Genomic DNA, 18,765 nt, shown 5'->3' with positions numbered 1-18,765 from the left:
ATGTGAAGTTGTGTAAGATTGTTTAAATATTAGCGAGGGAATAAAAGGGGGATTAATCCTAAAGCTCAGAGGATTCTGAGCCTGAATATCCTTAAATCTGGTAGGTCAGGAATGGGCGGGAATAATGTTTGTGTTTAGTTAAGAATAAATGCGATATATCCCTGAGTGAAATAGGACAAGTATTACGTTGACGGGAATGTGTCCGCTATCTCAGAACAACACGCGCTGAACATCGCAGAAAAGCCAACCCTGGCGTCGCCTGTCATGGCGACAAAAGTGATTATCAAACTTGCAGACATGTGCTACTAAAGATGGGCACACCATAAAAAATAAGGTTACAAGAGAATGTCTGTGAGTAAACTCGCCAGCAGTGCGCAGGGCCTGCAATCATCCGCCATCCGTGAATTATTAAAACACAGTAAAATGGCGGGAGTGATTTCGCTGGGTGGTGGAATACCAAACCCGGCGCTTTTCGATCATGAAGGCCTTAAAATAGCCGCAGATGCGGTCTTATCTCAGCATTTTGGCGAGGCATTTCAGTATGGTCTGACCGAGGGATATCCTGGACTTCGGGAGGCCATTCAACAGATTTGTGCCGATCGTGGAATAACCTGCCATGCCGATGATGTGGTTGTTACGTCCGGTTCTCAACAATCTCTGGATGTGCTGGCTCGCGCACTCATTAATCCGGGCGATACCGTTGTTGTCGAACGGCCAACGTATCTTGCTGCATTGCAGGTATTTGGGCTGGCGCAGGCGAATATTGTCTCTGTCGGTACTGATGGCGATGGGATGAAGGTCGACGAGCTTGAAAGACTGGTGGCGAATAAAACCATCAAGGCTGTTTATATTGTCCCGACATTTGGTAACCCAGGTGGCGTAACGCTTTCAGAGATCCGTCGTAAACAACTGGTGGAATTATCAAAAAGGTATGACTTCGTTATTATTGAAGACGACCCCTACAGCGAAATTAATTATACCGATGAAGTATTCCGCCCTTTACTCGCCCATGCGAAAGCCATCGGTAATGAAGATAATGTGGTTTATACCTCAACCTTTTCCAAAATACTGGCGCCAGGCACACGTGTCGGCTGGCTGGTTGTGCCGGAATGGCTGAAAAGGGCAGTGGTCAACCTGAAGCAAACGACCGATTTACACACCAGTACCTTGTCGCAGCTGATGACATATGAGTACCTGAAAACCGGTCGTCTGGCAGGGCAAATTAAGATGATTCGCGAAGCATATCGCCAGAAATACCAGACGTTCGCTAATGAGCTGGAAGCGGAACTGGGCGAGGTGATGTCGTTCCATAAGCCTAAGGGGGGGATGTTCCTGTGGGCTAAAATGAACAACGGCATTAACACCACTCGCTGGCTGGAGAAAACGCTGAGCAATGGTGTGGTATTTGTTCCTGGAGAGTTCTTCTACTGTAATGAGCCGGATCACACGACGCTGCGGATGTCGTTTGTGACACCAACGGATGAAGAACTGAAAGAAGCGGTAAGGCGTCTGAAAATTTCGCTCTAAACCGTATTGCGCATTATGGCTATAGGGCCGTAATGCGCGTAATACTTATCGAATCGACTTTCCTCTTCACACCGCCAAGGTGAACGTCATGTTCGAGCTTATTATCGGCATCCTTACTCACACGCCCGTCTGGGTGTGGGTATTATTCGTCTTTCTGATTTCTCGTGGCATAAAAGCCCGCAAGCCCGCCACGGTTGCGCTGGAGAAACTCGCGATTATTCCGGCGATATTTCTTATCTGGGATATTTATGATCTGCTGATGTATCGCCAACTGAACGTCACGAATAGCGCGTTATGGATAGCGGGAATACTGGCTGGCGCGGCATTAGGCTATGTGATGATTAAGCATGCAAGGGTGGTTCGCGCCCCGCAACCCCGCAGTATTTACCGACAGGCGGATTATTCGGCACTGCCGTTTATGATGCTGGCGTTTCTGGTGAAATATGTCCTCGGCGTGATGAATTCCCTCTCCCCGGAGACGTTGCTGCAACCTGCTATGAGCGCATTTGCGATTGTCTCCGGCGGTCTATTTGCGGGCGTATTTATGGGGAAATTTGTTCGCTACGTGGGGGCGTATCTTACAGGCCTGCCTCAGCAGGAGGGGTAACGTAACACGATTCTCCTGCTGAAAATGGTAGGGAAGAAAAAGCGACGATAATGATAAAGAACAAAGTTCGTCAGTCCGCGCTGCTTCTATTGTGTCATGCCGACTCTGGCGGCGGAATGGCTCCGGATGTGATGAGCCTGGACAATAAAAGAGTAGCGAAGGGGACTTTATGAGCTTACGGTTTGAAGATGCACAGCCCCGACAGGTTGTTTGCCTGCGGGTGGGTGGACCGTGGAATGAAACGGTTCCGAAAGGGTTCAGCGATATTCTGTCATGGGCGAAAGGGCAAAACCTCTCTTATGACGAGGCGCTGGTCTTTTACTGGGACGATCCAGCAGAAACCGACGCTGATGCCCTGCGCGCGGATGTGGCCCTGACGATGGACCCGCAAACGGTGTTATCCACAGACGGAACGACATTACGCCAGGAGACTGTGCCCGCAGGTTTATACGCTGTCTGGCATGCGGTTGTCAGCGACGGAGCTTATGCCAAAGCCTGGAACGATCTTTACGCCGCGGTTGAAGAGAGTGAGTATGTCTTGTCGCGCGGTGTCTGCTTTGAAAAATATCTGTGCGATGGTCGGGACGGAAACTGGGATATTGAGATTTGGCAGTCTGTTGAACCGAAATAAGCCGTGGAAACAGAGCCGGAGTGAGTTTGCCCCGGCTTTTTAGTCTGAATTACAGTAACCCTTTCTGGGCGAGCGTTATCCGTGTTGCCTCGTTGAGATCCAGCGTTTGCAGTGCCTCTGGCTTAACCCATGCGATCTCCTGAAACTCTTCGTTGAAGGTTATCTCCCGGTTGGCGCTGATGCAGTCGAAGATCAGGTAGATCATATAAATTTCTTCTGTGCTGCCATCGGCATAGGTTTTCACCCGAATGTCATCGCGAAACGCCCAGGGTTTCACGTCAGTAATCACCAGCGCCTCACCCAACTCTTCACGGATTTCACGACGTAGTGCCTGCTCCATCGTTTCACCTGGCTCCATTCCACCACCCGACAGGGCCCACTGGCCGGGAAATACGCCACGGTCATCGGCCATTTTGCACAGCAGATAAGCCCCGTTATTCTGGATAACTGGACAGACAATCGTTCGTTGACGCATGGTTTCTCCCTGAAAAAAGGTCGCATTTCGTAAAGTCATGGACTGTGATTATGCCACACCGGTTTTGCCAGGCTTTCGCGTCGCCCGAACCTTTGTGACGGTCTTTATGCTGTACCCACAAGCCCCGGATATTGACGTTTTGTAATCCAACACTCACCCATGGTATTAAACACGTTCTCCAGTTTAGCGGCTATGTCGGCGGTCAATTTACGAATAAGCATTACCCAGAGCATCATCGCTCCCTCAGCGCCTCTTTCGCTCGGTTAAATGGTTTAATCATATAGTCGAGCACGGTTTTCTCGCCGGTTTTGATATCCACCGTCGCAATCATCCCCGGTACTATCGAAAAGTGTCTCCCGGCTTTATTCATCAGGTAATCCTGGCTGGTGCGAATAAAGACCCGGTAATAGAACACTTCTGGTTTCGCTTCGTCCTGAATAGTGTCTGGCGAAATCGTCTCGACCACGCCGTGCAATCCACCGTAAATCGCATAGTCGTAGGCGGTGATTTTCACCAGCGCATTTTGCCCCGGATGAATAAAGGCGATATCGCGTGGCGACAGGCGGGTTTCAATCAGCAGGTGGTCGTCCACCGGTACAATCTCCATCAGTTCACCATTGGGCGGGATCACTCCGCCGATGGTGGTCACTTTGATGTTTTTCACAATTCCGCGCACGGGGGAACGGACGGTCAGACGGGTGACGGAATCTTCGCGTCCTTTAAGAATGGCTGAGAGCATATCGACTTCGGCGTTGGCCTTCGAAAGCGCCTCGCGCGCCTGCACATAGTACTGGGATCGCACGTCGGTGAGCTTCAGCTCCAGATCGCTTTTTTGACGTTGCAGCCGGAGCACTTCAACGTGACTGGCTGCGCCCGTTTTTACCAGTCGCTCGGTGATGGCCAGCTCTTTGTTGGCTAACCCCAGGGCAGAATTCAGCTCTCGCTGAGTGTCTTCGAGTTGTGCGCGGCGGGATTTGTAGAGATGCGTTTCCGTTGCGAGAAGGTCCGGCCAGGCTTTCAGGGTATCCGGGAAGAGCAGAGGACGATCGTTAACTTCCGCCGTCAGGCGGACGCTGGAGGCCAGCGATGCGCGGTAACGCGCGGCGCTTTCACCCACATTAGATTCCGAACGTGTCGGATCGAGCCGGGCCAGCACCTGTCCCGCCTGAACCTGATCACCTTCGTGTACGCTAAGTTCTGCAAGGATCCCGCCATCGAGCGATTGCAGAACTTGCTCCCGCGAGCTTGGGATCACTTTGCCTGTTCCAGTGGAGACTTCATCCAGAATGCCATGCCACGCCCAGACGCCCGTGACAATAAACAGCAGCAATGTCCAGATGACGATGCTGCGCGCACCGGTGTAGCCGCTTTCTGAATCCAGTGAATTATCCAGGTCGTCCATGATGGCAGTGTCACGCTGACTGGTTTTCATTTTTCCACTCCCGCCCGTTTGCCTGCTGGTGCATGCGGCTGTTGTTGAGCGCCTGCGCTTTTGGCGCATCCATCACCAGCATGCCTTCTTTAAGCACGACCACGCGCTCCACCAGTTCGAGTACTGGTACGCGATGGGTTGCCACAACGAGCGTGCGCTTGCCAAGCCACTGGCTGAGCCGTTGGATAAATTCGCGTTCCGTGTGTTCATCCAGTGACGCTGTGGGTTCGTCAAGCAGGACGATATTGGGATCGCGCAGAAGCATTCGCGCCAGCAAAATGGATTGTCGCTGGCCACCAGATAACCCCACGCCATTTTCCATAATGGGATAGTCCAGCCCTTTCGGCAGTTTCTGCACAAAGCTTGCCGCACCGCACATCTCCAGTACCGTGAAGATCTCTTCATCAGTGGCCCGGGGCAAACCCAGGGTGATGTTCTCGCGCAATGTGCCGTAGAACAGCCGCGCGTTCTGGGTCATAAAACCGACATTGCGCCGCAGGTCTGCGACATCCAGATGCGGCAGGCTCAGGTTATCGAGCCGCAGTTCACCGCTTGCCAGCTCCATGCCACCCGCCATCGCCTGAAGAAGCGTGGATTTACCTGCGCCATTACGCCCCAGGATCGCAACGCTTTCTCCCGGCTGGATCTCCAGACGGTTAATACGCAGCGCCATGCGCGGATCTTCCGGGTGATAACGGAACTGCGCCTGGTCAAAAAGGTAGTGCCCGCGCAGTACGTCCTGGCGTATGGGCGTCTCTTCTCGCTGGTTTTCTGTCGGAAGCTGCATGATGCTGTCCAGACCCTCTTTCGCTGCTTTCACCTGCTGCCAGCGGGCCAGCACGCCACACAACGTGGCCATGGGGGCGATCATGCGCGAAGCCAGCATGGAGGCGGCGACGACCGAACCGGTGGTTAGCGTGCCTTCAATAACCATTGGTGCGCCGACGACGATCACCCCGGCGTATACCAGACTTTGAACGGTCATCCCCCAGTTGATCAGCCCCTGGCTGAGCTCTCGGGTACGCAGGCCAGATTCCGCCGTGATCTGAATGTAGCTGTTCCACTGTTGCAAAAAGCGGTTTTCCGCTTGCATCAGCTTGATATCTTCCAGGCCCTGCACGCTCTCTACCAGCACGGCATTACGCAGGGTGGATTCATGGGCCGATTGCTTAGCCAGCGCCGCCAGCTTTTTCTGCAACAGCAAACCGGGCAAGACCATGAGCACAGCTGCAACCGGAGCAATCCATGCCAGTTGCGGCGCAATGATCGCCAGTACCAGCACAAACAACAAAAAAAACGGTAAGTCGACGATGGTGGAAATGGTTGATGAGGTGACCATTTCGCGGATCTGCTCCAGTTCGCGCAATTGCGAAATAAAGCTGCCTGTTGAACGTGGGACGGCGCTGTTTCGCAGCCGCAGTGCGTGGCCGAACACCCGATCCGAGACACGAAGATCGGCACGCTTCCCCAGTAAATCCATAATGTGGCCGCGAGCCAGTCGCAGGACAAAACCAAACAGCGTGGCGATCAGTACGCCGATTGTCAGCACATAGAGCGTGGGATAGGACTGCGCGGGGATCACCCGGTCATAAACCTGCATGGAAAAGACAATGCCCGCCAGCGACAACACGTTGATGAAAAGGGCGGCGAGCATGACCCAGGTGTAGGGGCGCAGGTCGCGCATGACCAGCCGGTAAAGCCAGTCCGGACGATATTTTGAAATGTAGGCATCGACACGGCTGTCTTTTAACGCCGCGAGCGGACGCAGGGCGGCAACATGACGAATGGCAGGCAAAAGCGCGGTCAGGGAGAGACGGTTGGTTTGTGGTGTGCTGTCAACGAAACAGACCTCCAGTGTATCTTCACCATCAAAATGTTCGATAACACCAATTTTGCCTTCGTTAAGCTCGACCACCACGGGCAAGCGCCAGCTGTTGATTGACGCTTGTGTGGCGCTCAGTAACTGAAAAGAGAGTCCTGCCTCACGGGCTAACTGGGTGAGGGCCGGGATCATCGGCTTGCCTTTTAACCAGGGGGCGCTTGCGGCCAGCGCTCCGGGAGAACAGGCGACGCGATAGCGCCCGGCAACGTAACCAAACGCCAGTGCCCACTGCTCCAGCGCCTGATCCGCAATGCGATCATCATGTGGAATGTCGGTTTGCTTCATGGCTGGATCTCCACCGATTGAATGGTGCGATTATCAAGACTGAATGCGTGACGTATGCGGCCGGTGTTATACAGACAGTTGAGCTGAAGCTGGTGGATCTGCCCGACGGTTTGCTGTTGCGTGAATCGCGCCTGATAGACTTCCTGTTCGGCGTTCAGGACGTCGAGAAGTGGACGTGAGCCGAGATCCAGATATTGTTGCTGATAGAGTTCGCGGGTACGGATGCTGAGCGCTTCCTGCCGGGACTGGATCTGCAAGGTGCTCAGTAAGCTCATCACCTGGCTGCGGGATTCCAGCAGTTTTTGCCGCACCTCGAGCCGCGTACGCTGGATGGTGGACTGGGCGGCCTCAACGGCATGTCCGGCAGCGTTACGACGCGCCGTCAGTCCGCCCCCCTGGTAGATGGGCATTTGCACCTTTACCCAGGCTGAGTACTGGGTGCGATCCAGCGAATCATGTCCAGGGTAGTTGTCCTTCAGATAATGGCGCACTTCGGGTTCGAGTGAGACGGTCGGTGTCATCTGCGCGTTGGCGTAATCCAGATTGGCCTGTGCCACATTGGCCTGTGCCCATGCGGACAGGACCGCCGGTACGAGCCGATCGTCCGGTTCGGCGACGTCACAGCTACGTTTCATGTTGTCCGGAAAATCATTGCTGACAGTATTGAGTGTCTTCCAGCCGAGGTTGCTCATCAGTGTGGCCCGTGTGCTATCAAGATTGGCCTGATACTGCATCAGTTGGGCGCGCGCACCTTCGATACGCGCATCGGTTTGGACGACGTCGGAGAGGGAGCTGGCCCCTTCATCGTTACGCTGGCGCGCCAGCTTGCCGATGGAGGAGAGGGCATCGAGTTGCTCGCGCGCTGTATCAACCATCTGTTGCCAGGTTTGAACCTGCACCATCGCGGTAGCGGTATCGTGCGCAATGGTATCAATGCTGACCAGCACATTCGCCTGTTGTTGCGCGACGCCAGCGTTTTCGGCGCGCACCTGGCTTGCCACTTTGCCGAAGTCGTACAGCATTTGTGAGACAGATAACACGACGGAAGGCGTGAAACCGGCATCACTGCCGTCATGGGTATAGCCGTTATCCATGCCTGCGTTAACTTGCGGATAATATTTGGATTTGGCGACATCTACCTGTTCAGATTGTTCATAAAGTTTACCTACCGCTTCACCGATTGCCGGATGCCAGTTCACTGCGCGCGTCACGGCATCATTCAGCATCAGCACACCCGGCGCTGTTTTGCTGACGGGCAAGGCAACGCGCCCTTCGAGGGAAGGCAATTCCTGTTCTGCGCTTAATTGTTCGGCATTAATGACGGCCGCCGTATTGGTGGCGAGTGCGGGTACAGAGATCAGGTAGCACGAGAGCCACCAGCGAGGCATTCTTTTTCTCATGTCATATCCCTAATAAAACGTGCCGCTTTCTTGTGTTTTTGCCCGGGCGGCATGCGCCCGGGTCATTTTGTGTGTGCTATCAGGTAATGATGTTGTGATGCTGGTTGACAAGTTCGTCGTAGGTGGTCTGAACGTTATCCAGAGTGACAAGGGTGGTATTGGAATAGGCACTTCCTGCGCCGTCACGGTCGATGGAAATCACGGTGTTATTGCCACTGGTGGTGACATGCAGGTAGTTGCCAAGCGTAGAGGCTTGACCGTTCCAGCCCACCAGCAGGTCAGAGATATCGATCTTATCCCCCTGAGAGACTGAGAAATTGGTCCAGTGATCGCCAGAACCATTCCCTCCGGTTCCTGCACCAACGGTGGTATCGAGAACGTGATATATCAGCGTGTCGCCATAGGCGCTCCCCGTCACGATGTCATTGTGATTGGTGCTGGTCATTTGTGGCGACAAATTGATGGTTAATGTGGCGCTGTCAGACTGACCATTCGCCGCGGTCAGGGTGTAATTAAAGATCTCCTTACTGTTCATGCTCGCAATTGAAACGCCACTGTTCAGCGTGTAGGTATAGCTGCCGTCGACTCCAATAGTAAGTATGCCGTAATGACCCACCACCGTCGCTGTGGTGTTGCTGGAGGTAAAGGGATCAAGCGTACTCACATGGCCGTCAAAACCCGTGATACTCAGGCGGGTATTCACCGACGCCAGTTGATCCAGGGCGCCCTGAGAATCACTCCCGTCGTAGATATTCCCCAGTACGGAATGACCCCCGGTCGTTTCGTAGTTCGAGAGGAACACTGACGTGCCTGTGACCGATGGCGTGATGGTTATGCCGCCGACACTTAGCGCACCAGCTGTACCGGTAAAGGAGAGGGTGTAGGTTCCTGAATCCAGATCCAGGCCCGTTAAGTTTATTGAGGTGGAGCCGCCGGTAAATGAACCGGTCAGCAGCGGGCTTGATGCACCCAGCAGCGTGATAGACCAGCTAACCCCCAACCCGCCAAGCGGCAGCAGGGATGAGATATCAAAATGCAACACGATGTTGTGCAGCGCGGTGTTCGGGTCGACGACAAAGGTTCCGCTACCGGTTCCGCTGGTGGATTTAAACAGCGCGGTTGTCCAGGTCGTTGTGCCCACCGTGGTATCACTCCAGGCTGCAATATGTTGTGTGGTATCGAACACCACCTGTTTACTGACATCGTTGATTGCATCCAGCGCGTGGGGTGTCGGAGTGATGTTGAGCGATGCGCTGTCTTTGTGACCGTTCGAGTCGGTGATCGTATAGACAAAGGTGTCCGGCGTACTGATTTTATCCGCCCCGACGCCGCTACGCAGAGTGTAGGTGTAATTCCCCTGAGCATCGATCGTCAGGCTACCGTACAACCCCTGGATAGTGGTGACGCCCATCGCGTTAACATGCACGCCGTTAACGTCCGTTACCGCTGCTGTCACGCCTGTCGGGATGATGTCATCGGCCATCACGTTACCGGTTGTGCTACCGGTCGTACTGGATACGGTATAGACGTGGTCTTCCAGTACGTTCAGGGTGTATCCGGTCAGGGCGGTGATCCCTGAGGCGGTGTTCAGCAGGAACAGGTATTCGCCCGGAGGAAGATCCACGGTCAGTTTTGACGATACACCACCCAACAGCGGGGCGGTCAGCCAGCTTTTTTCGTAGCGATACTGCTGATAGGTCTGGGTTGCGGCGTTGAACTTGTAGATGTACAGGTCAAATACCGAACCAATGGCGACGCCCCCCACATTTGCCTGCAAGGTCATGGTGCGCGTTGTGCCCTGGTCAACGTTATAAATAATCGGGTTACTGAGGTTACTCAACACATCGAGACTCAGGACACTCCCCAGACCGACGCCGACCACGGTAAATCCACCCTGTGAGGAGGTTCCGTTATCGATGGCATGGACGCTGGTATCGAAGGCAAATGTCGCCGTGTCATCTACGGCTGTCGCGTTGGCAGTGGAGAGGGTGCTGCTGCCAAGGGAGATAACCAACTGCGCACTGGCCGTTACGCCGTTGTGGCCGATGGTGTAGGTGAAGTTCTCGGTGCGTCCGTAGGCCTGGGCGTTGGTGGTAGTGAGTACGTAGGAGTAAGTCCCGTTGGCATTGATGGTTAAATCACCGTATAACCCATGAATAATGGTCGTCCCGGTCGCGTTGACCGCAGTGACTTGCCCCAGAGCGTTGGTGACCTGAGTCACCAGCGTGCCGAGTGGCGCATTGTCACTGCCTGCATTCGCATCGACATCGCTTATCACGTTACCCGAAACACTATGGTTGGTTCCGACTATAGTGCCCGCACTGGTTTGCGTGACGTCCACATCCAGGCTGCTATAGGACCCCGTTGCCAGCAGGCTGGTGTTGTATGTCAGGACCCGATACTGTCCTTCCGGCAGACCACTCATGTTCAGAGAAACACCGCTTGCGCCGAGGGTTAGTAGATTGAGGGCACTGCCATTCCCGCTATCCACCACGGTCGTCCAGACGTTGTTGGTCGCATCCCAGTGCTGGACCACAATCTGCATGGTATTAAGCAAGCTGAGAACGGCACCAGTACCGTAGGCATTGATGGTGATATTGGCGGAAGCGCCCGGATCTATATTGAAGGTCACCTGCGCACTGTTGTTCCCCAGAAGTGACAGGACGTTTCCGACCGCACCGACCAGCAAGAATCCGTAATCGCTGTACTGCGCATTGGTGACGGTTGCTGTGGTTGTGAAATTCAGTTCATCGACATTGTTCGCTGCTGAGAGCGGCAGTGTCGGTGCAAGTGCCTGTCCCTGTTGTGAGGTGTTCCCGGCGGCATCGGTCGCGGTAAGGGTCAGTGTTTCGCCTTCAGTCTGTTTATTCGCAAAAGTGAAGGTATAGGTTCCACTGCCGTTAGCCGTTGTGGTGTAGATCGTACCATCAGGCATGCGAATGCTGACGGTGCTGCCTGCTTCAGCCTGGCCAGTCAATACACTGCCATCTGCATTGAATACCCCCGTTGGCGTATTCGGTGCTGTCAGATCCACGACAACAGCGATTGCTCCTGAGATCGGGCCTGTGCCCGTACCGTTGGTGGCCGTCGCGGTAAAGGCGTGTGTCCCTTCACCAAGCGTTGGCGTGGTAAAGGTCCAGTTGCCGTTGATGTCGGCAACGGCTGTGCCCATTGGCAAACCGTTATTGTACAGCGTGATGGTTGAACCTGGCTGAGCCGTACCTGTCAGCGTCGGTGTCGTATCGTCGGTGCTCTGTCCATTGGTCAGCGTCCCTTTCACTGAACCTTGATCATCGGTCACGCTGGCAATGACTGGCGCGTTCGGCAGCGTGGTATAGGGGGCGATGACGTTGGCTGAAATCCCCAGGTTACCGGCTTTGTCGGTAGCAAACGCGAGCAGGATCTCACCGTTAGTCTGCGGAGGATTGAGCGTAACGGTAAAGTTGCCATTACCGTCGGCGGTTGCTGTACCAAGTACAGTGCCACCACTGGAGGTGATCGTCACCGTGCTGCCCGCTTCCGCCAGGCCCGTCACGCGTGTCCCTACGTTAGTCACCAGAAGCCCCGTCGGTGCGAGCGGCCCAAGTGTATCGACCACAATAGAGCTAATTGCTGAGGAAGTGCTGGTATTGCCCAGCGCGTCACTGGCGGTCACGCTGAAGTTGTGTTGTCCGTCAGGCAGTGTGGCGGTGGTGAATGTCCAGTTACCGTTGATATCTGCCGTGACCTGGCCAATTTGCAGTGCGCCATCATAAATGCGCACGACGGCATTGGCTTCTGCTGTGCCGTGGAGCTCTGGTGTGTTGTCATTGGTCGGAATTGAGCTGGAAATCGGCCCGGTGACGGACCCCACATCATCAAGAATACGGGTGATGATCGGGGCGTTAGGGGCAGTGGCATCCACAATGATGTTAAACACGTTGGAGTCGGTACTTGGATTGCCCGCCGCGTCACTGACGGTGGCTTTTAGTGCGTGTGGGCCGTCAGCCAGTGCCACTGTGGGGGTAAAACTCCAGGTTCCGTTGGTGGCGACGACGCTGCCGATAAGCGTTGTACCGTCATAGATGCGAACCAGCGAACCGATTGCCGCCGTACCAGATAACGTTGGCAGGTTATCGTTTGTTGCCTGGCCATTCGTCAGGCTGCCGATGCCCGGCGCAACATCGTCAACCACAGAGGTGATGACCGGCGGTGCGGGCGGGGTTAAATCAACTGTCAGCGTAAACGATGCGGATGAATCGCTGAGGTTTCCGGCCGCATCGGTCGCCCTAACCGTGAAGTTGTGGGTTGACTCGCTCAGGCTGGAGATCACCTGGAAGGACCAGTTACCATTGGCGTCAGAGAGGGTCGTACCCAGAAGCGTTGAGCCATCATAAATGCTCACGGTAGCCAGGGGTTCACTCGTGCCTTTCAGCAGTGGATTGATATCGTCGGTGACTTGTCCACTTCCGAGTACGCCCTGAACCGTTCCAACATCGTCAATGGCCTGAGTAATAAACGGCACAGAGGGTTTGGTCGTATCAACGATAACGGTAAATGCGCCAGATGCCGGGCCAACGTTGCCCGCTGCATCTGTGGCGGTAAAGGTAAATCCGTGGCTGCCTTCGCTCAGGGCCGGAGGGGTATAGATCCAGACGCCTGCGCCATCGGCGGTGATTTGGGTCAGCAGGATACCGTTATCGTAAATGGTGATCACCGCCCCTGGATCTGCTGAGCCGGTAAACGTGGGCGTGGTGTCATCTGTGGATTGCCCACTGACGAGGGGTAATTGTTTACTGCCTACATCGTCACTCACCGTCAGCACAACAGGAGCCGATGGTGCGAGGGTATCAACGGTAAAGATGACGTTAGCACTGCCAGGGCTGGTGTTTCCTGCCTGATCGGTGGCGACAATCACCAGAGTATGGAGTCCTTCGCCCATGTTTGTACCTGGCGTGAACGTCCAGGTCCCATTTGCGCCCACCACGGCAGTGCCAATATCGACCCCGCCTTCCTGAATGTGGATGGTAGAACCGATTTCCCCCGTACCGCTGAGTGTCGGTCGGTTATCGTTCGTTGTCCCTCCCGGTGCAATTTGCCCGGTCACCGGCCCGATATCATCGACTACGCTTGTGACGACGGGATTCGTTGGCGGTGTTGCATCAACCGTAATCGCAAAAGCCGGTGTTGTGGTAGAGGTGTTGCCCGCAGCATCACTGGCGAAAACACGCAGATTATGAACACCGTCGCCCAGCGGCAGGGTTGGCGTAAAGCTCCATTTGCCATTGAGAACCGTTACTGTGCCAATTTCCGTACCGTTATCCATAATGTGGATAATATTGCCGCTGGTCCCTGTCCCGTTGAGGGTTGGCGTGTTGTCGTTGGTCAACTGACCGTTTGTCAGATTCCCCAGTCCGGATGGCGCATCATCCAGAAGAGTGTCCAGCGTTGGCTGAGCGGGAGGGGTTGTGGCAATGGTAACGGTATACCCGTCTGAGATGACGCTCTGATTGCCAATGGCATCGGTAGCGACCACGGTGAAAGTATGCGTACCGTCAGCCAGGCCTTTTGTCGGGGTGAAGATCCATGTTCCGCCAACTCCCGCAACAACGGTCCCAATTTCTACGCCATTATCACGGATCGACACCGTACTTCCCGCTTCGGCCGTACCGGACAAGGTCGGGGTGGTGTCATTGGTGGCATCATTTTTAGCGACGTTGCCCAAAATCAGCGGCACATCATCGGTAACGGTATCAATGGTTGGCTGAAGCGGTGGGGTGGTATCGACAATTACCACGAAAGCTTCAGAAGGCACACTGACGTTGTTACCGGAATCTTTCACGGTGATGGTCAGACTATGGCTGCCCTCAGATAGCGGGTCAGTGGTATAGCTCCATTTCCCATCCGGCCCGGCGGTGGTCTCGCCAATCTTCGTCAGCCCATCGTAGATCGAGATGGTGTCGTTTGCACCAGACGTTCCGCTCAGGGTGGGTGTTTTATCGTTGGTGGTTTGGCCGCTTGTCAGCGCTCCAGTATACGGCGGTACGTCATCGGTCACGGCGCTGATCACGGGCGTGCCTGCGGTCGAGAGATTAATGATGACATTTGCCAGCTCGGAGAACGAACTGGTATTGGCTCCTATCGTGGCGGTGGCGGTAAAACTGTGTGCGGTTTCAGTCAGCGGGTTCGTGAGCTGGTAGCTCCAGGTGGTTTGTCCTGGACTCAAGACAATGGTCGCCACCAGAGAGCCATCCTGATAAAGCCTGACCGTACTACCGGCTTCGGCTGTCCCGCTGATCGTGGGCAGGGTATCGTCCGAGATCCCGCCTTTAATGTTCCCCTGAATTGTGCCGACATCATCGATGATGGCGTCAATAACCGGTGGCTTAACGGTCCCGATCACCGTCCAGTTGGCGGCATCACTGGTATTCCCGGCCTTGTCTTCAGCCGTGATGGTCAGCGCATTTCCTGAACCCTGTGGCGAGGAGAGCGTGATCGTGAAGTGATTGTTCACGTCAGCAGTGCCTGTCCCAATAACTTTGTTCGTGGCATCCCGTACTTCCACTGTAGAGCCCGCTTCGGCTGTACCAGAAAGTATTGTGCCTTGTGCGTTGATGAGCAGGTTCGACGGCGAATTAGGAGCAATGGTATCCACCGTGACAGTGATGGTTGCCCCTTCGCTACTGATGTTGCCCGCCTCATCCTTTTCGGTCGTGCTAAAGGTGTGATTGCCCTGGCCCAGTGACGTAGAAGGCTGGAAACTCCAGTGTCCTGTGGAGTCGACGGTGGCCGTTCCCAGTGAGATTTTTACCGCATTGTAGGTGTCATAAACAGTGATAATGGAGTTTGGTTCCCCTGTTCCACTCAATACAGGACGCCCGTCGTTTGTCGTGCTGTTATTACTGATATGGCCTGTGAACGCATCCACATTGTCCGTGACCACAGGCGCGGCGGGTGCGAGCGGGGCATCGGTATCAATAATAATCGTCGCAGCATGGGAGGCGGGGCTTTCGTTGCCTGCTCCGTCTGTGTCTGTTGCGGTCAGACTGATGTTGTAGGTTCCGTTGGGAAGCGCTGGATCGGGTGTCCACGCCCAATGACCGTTCTCATCGACTTTGGCGGTTCCGAGTACGCTGTTGCCGTTATAGATGGTGATAATATCGCCAACTGACCCCGAACCACTCAGTGTTGGCGTGGTGTCGCGCGTTGGCTGACCCGGTTGCAAGATAACGTCTATGCCATCCGGGTTAACGGTGACCACCGGCGTTGAGGGCGCACTCGGGGCCAGAGTATCCACCTCCACAACAAATGGGCTGGAAGTGGACGTGTTGCCCGCTTCGTTAATTGCAACCGCTGTGATGCTGTGAGTTCCGTTGCTGAGGGGAACCGTTGGCGTAAAACTCCAGTGCCCACTGCTGTTCACCGTGGCATTTCCCAGGAATTTACCGTTATCGTAAATGGCAATGGTGTTGCCCGATGTGGTTGTGCCTTCCAGCAGTGGCTGGGTGTCATCCGTTGGCTTGCCGCTGGTTACGGGGCCTTTGATGCTGCCAACATCATCTGTCACGGCATCGATCGTTGGTACGCCCGGCGCAACGGTTGAGAGGTTGAGTACAAATACTGCAGAAGGATCACTGTGGTTGCCAGCGGCATCCACGGCGACAAAAGTCAGGCTGTGTGCGCCATCTGGCAGCGTAGCGCCTGGTGTCCAGGTCCATACGCCATTCTCATCAATTTGTGCAGTTCCGATGACTTTACCGGCTTCTGTCACGTTGATGATGGCCCCTGGTTCGCCAGTACCATTGAAGGTTGGGGTATTATCGTTGGTCAACTGGCCGCTGATGATCACTCCGGTATTGGCAGGCGTATCGTCAATAACATCCTTCAGTGTCGGTGCATCGGGTTTACCGGTATCAACATTGACCGTCCAGGAGGTGGATGTCCCGCTGGGCAGCCCATGGGGATCGACCGCCTGTGCTATCAGGACATTACCGCCCTCATGGAGCGTCACCGTGGCCGGGAACGTCCACGAGCCGTCATTTTGAATGGTCACAGAACCCATAAAATCACCATTGCTGTAGAGGTTGAGCGTAGTTCCTGCCTCACCTTTACCGTAAATCGTGGGGTGGTTGTCGTTAGTCAGCCCGCCGTTGGAGACGCTTCCCGTAAAGTCAGCGACATTATCGGTAACGCCAAGAATTTCAGGCGTTTGCGCGGGGGTTGTGTCAGGTGCTGCCGCCGTCCCCGGTAGCCCGGTATTACCGGCCTGATCGGTGGCGGTGGCGGAAAGCGTCTCGCCATTACGCTGCGGCGGATTGAGTGTGACGGTGAAATTCCCCTTATCATCCGTTACCACCGTTCCCACGTTTTTTGTCCCGTTGTTTACCGTAATAGTGCTACCTGCTTCTGCTTTGCCGGTCAGGGTTAACCCATCAGCGGAGACAACCATATTGGTTGGGGCATCCGGCGCGGTGGTGTCGGGCGCTGTGGCGTGGGCAGGCTGGCTGGTATTAGTTGCGGCATCGGTGGCCGTGACATTCAGGACCTGGCCATTATTTTGTGACGGTGAAATCTGAACATCGAAATTACCGTTGCTGTCCGCCTGGCCTGTGCCGATCTGCACTCCTTTCTCATCTGTAATCTTGATATCACTGCCTGGCTCGGCTTTACCCGTGACGTGGTCGCCATCATGATTCACCACGACGTTAGTCGGCATCGCCGGGGCGGTGGTATCCGGAGCGGTGAGGCTGGCAGGCGTGCTGCTGTTTCCGGCCTCATCAACCGCCGTAACAGTGAGTTTTTCGCCGTTTGAAAGGGCAGGTGAGAGCGTGACGGTAAAGTGCCCGGTGTTATCCACAGTGGTGGTTCCGATCACGGTTCCTGTGGCATTTTTAATGGTGATTGTGCTTCCCGCTTCGGCTGTACCGGTAATCTGATCCCCAGTGCCGTTGATCTGAGCAACGGGCTGGGCTGGCGGCTGGGTATCGATAACAAAGTTAAGCGGTTTGGACATGCCGCTACTGTTGCCGGCGGGATCTGTTTCACTGACGGTCAGGGAATGCGCCCCTTCAGAGAGGGGGGTTTTGGGGGTAAAACTCCAGTTACCGTTGGCATCGACGATGGTTTCACCTATTTTTACCCCTTTGTCATAGAGGGTGATGGTGTCACCGGGATCGCCTTTCCCGTTAAATTCGGGCTTACTGGCATGCGTGTAGTTCCCCGTCAGGATTTGCGCGACGGAAGAGCCTGTGTGGTCGTTAGCATTTAACACGGTTGGTGTTGCGGGTGGTGTGGTATCCACCACCAGCGTAAACGGGGGAGAGGTTGCTCCCGTGTTGCCCGCAGCATCGGTGGCTCGGGTCGTAATACTGTGCGTGCCTTCGCTTAAATCGGTCGACGGTGTGAAGCTCCATTTCCCGTCGCTACCTGCCACTACTGTGCCGATAATCGCGCCGTTATCATAGATCGTCACTGTCGAGCCGGCTTCTGCCGTGCCGGTTAAGGTCGGGCGAGTATCATCTGTGCTTTGCCCACTGGTGAGCGAGCCTTGAATCGTACCGATATTATCTGCCGCTCCGGAAATAACAGGGGCCGCAGGCGCGGTGGTATCTGGCGTTGAAGGCTGACCAGGATTGCTGGGATCGCTTCCACCACCACTACCGCCACCACCACCTCCTCCTCCGCCAGCTGCAAGGGCGACGCCACCTGCGGCGGCAATTCCGCCAAGCACCCATGGCCAAATCGCACTACCGGTTGTGGAGTCAGCTCCGGTTGCGGCTGCAGCCAGTAGCATGTCTGTTGATTCAATGGATTCGTAGTGCAGGGCTGTTGCGGGCTCTTCAACCCACCATAGTGCGCCGTTGCTCTCTTCAAGTACTAACTGGCTAAGCCCCTCTCCGTCGACGAGATAGAAGTTCTTGATGGTAATGGTTTCGCCGGAGTGCAGGGTGATCACAAGATCGTTATTGCTGCGGGTGAAGTGCTCGATATCTGAGCGTTCCAGGTGAAGTTTAACAATAGAGGAATGATCCAGGGTTATCTGGGTACTTTCCGTGGTGGTTTCCACGCCAGTCAATTTGGAGATGACAGAGATTTGGCTCATATGGTTATGACTCCCAGCAGAGTTGTAATAAAGTGACCCGCCCCCCCGGTTGAATCGCTATGCCTGATAGTCGTCTACCGTTGATTTCTTTGGCGTGAGCGATGCCCGCCAGTACGAAGAGTGGCTACGTCAGTCTGAAATACATTATTTCTTGTAGGTTGAATTTATCCGGTTCTTTTGCTGTATGTAAGACCCTTTAAATTATGGAGTTACTATTTTTTGCCTCTGAAAATGATATAGCTATAAATAAAGGAATGCGCAAATTTAGTCGTGGTGAATAAATATTAAGTTGTTCTTAATAAAAGATTGGTGTCTGAGTAGTGGTTCACGCTGAATCGTGTCGAAATGCCTGCGGTCAGAGTTTGCAAGGGGTTGGAGGTCGTTGAATTGATATTGAATGGGGTGGGTGAGATAATTTTGTGATGCTTCTTCAGTTTTTATAGGG

Annotated in this window: 8 protein-coding genes; 3 read left to right on the top strand and 5 right to left on the bottom strand. The window is 54.6% G+C overall.

What is annotated here, in order from left to right:
* The first annotated feature begins 345 nt into the window (after positions 1-345).
* The 3 genes from HV346_RS17210 to HV346_RS17200 all read left to right on the top strand — a co-directional run bounded on the left by HV346_RS17210 (position 346) and on the right by HV346_RS17200 (position 2,765).
* Positions 346-1,527, top strand: coding sequence for a PLP-dependent aminotransferase family protein (locus tag HV346_RS17210; protein WP_181620469.1), 1,182 nt, complete (start codon positions 346-348; stop codon positions 1,525-1,527).
* A gap of 88 nt (positions 1,528-1,615) precedes the next feature.
* On the top strand, positions 1,616-2,134 hold the full coding sequence (locus HV346_RS17205) for a DUF6622 family protein (protein ID WP_181620468.1): 519 nt from the start codon (positions 1,616-1,618) through the stop codon (positions 2,132-2,134).
* A gap of 169 nt (positions 2,135-2,303) precedes the next feature.
* Positions 2,304-2,765: a GyrI-like domain-containing protein gene (locus HV346_RS17200; RefSeq protein ID WP_181620467.1), complete on the top strand. Its 462-nt coding sequence runs from the start codon at positions 2,304-2,306 to the stop codon at positions 2,763-2,765.
* Positions 2,766-2,814: 49 nt separating this feature from the next.
* On the opposite strand, the gene nudI is transcribed toward HV346_RS17200, so the two are convergent.
* The 5 genes from nudI to HV346_RS17175 form a co-directional block, all read right to left on the bottom strand.
* The gene (gene nudI, locus HV346_RS17195) at positions 2,815-3,240 is read right to left on the bottom strand and encodes a nucleoside triphosphatase NudI (protein WP_181620466.1); all 426 of its coding nucleotides are present in this window, start codon (positions 3,238-3,240) and stop codon (positions 2,815-2,817) included.
* A gap of 232 nt (positions 3,241-3,472) precedes the next feature.
* Positions 3,473-4,642, bottom strand: coding sequence for an HlyD family type I secretion periplasmic adaptor subunit (locus tag HV346_RS17190; protein WP_181623820.1), 1,170 nt, complete (start codon positions 4,640-4,642; stop codon positions 3,473-3,475).
* A 10-nt stretch (positions 4,643-4,652) separates the two neighbouring features.
* On the bottom strand, positions 4,653-6,839 hold the full coding sequence (locus HV346_RS17185; RefSeq protein ID WP_181620465.1) for a type I secretion system permease/ATPase: 2,187 nt from the start codon (positions 6,837-6,839) through the stop codon (positions 4,653-4,655).
* Complete coding sequence (locus HV346_RS17180; protein ID WP_181620464.1) at positions 6,836-8,239, bottom strand: TolC family outer membrane protein; 1,404 nt, start codon at positions 8,237-8,239, stop codon at positions 6,836-6,838. Before HV346_RS17180 ends, HV346_RS17185 begins: the two co-directional genes overlap by 4 nt.
* 79 nt (positions 8,240-8,318) lie before the next feature.
* A complete protein-coding gene (locus HV346_RS17175; protein WP_181620463.1) occupies positions 8,319-18,320 on the bottom strand; it encodes a BapA/Bap/LapF family large adhesin in 10,002 nt (3,333 codons plus the stop codon).
* Between the last annotated feature and the right edge of the window lie 445 nt (positions 18,321-18,765).

Source organism: Enterobacter sp. RHBSTW-00994, from assembly GCF_013782625.1.
Taxonomy (GTDB): domain Bacteria; phylum Pseudomonadota; class Gammaproteobacteria; order Enterobacterales; family Enterobacteriaceae; genus Enterobacter.
This window is presented reverse-complemented; position numbering and strand designations above follow the sequence as displayed.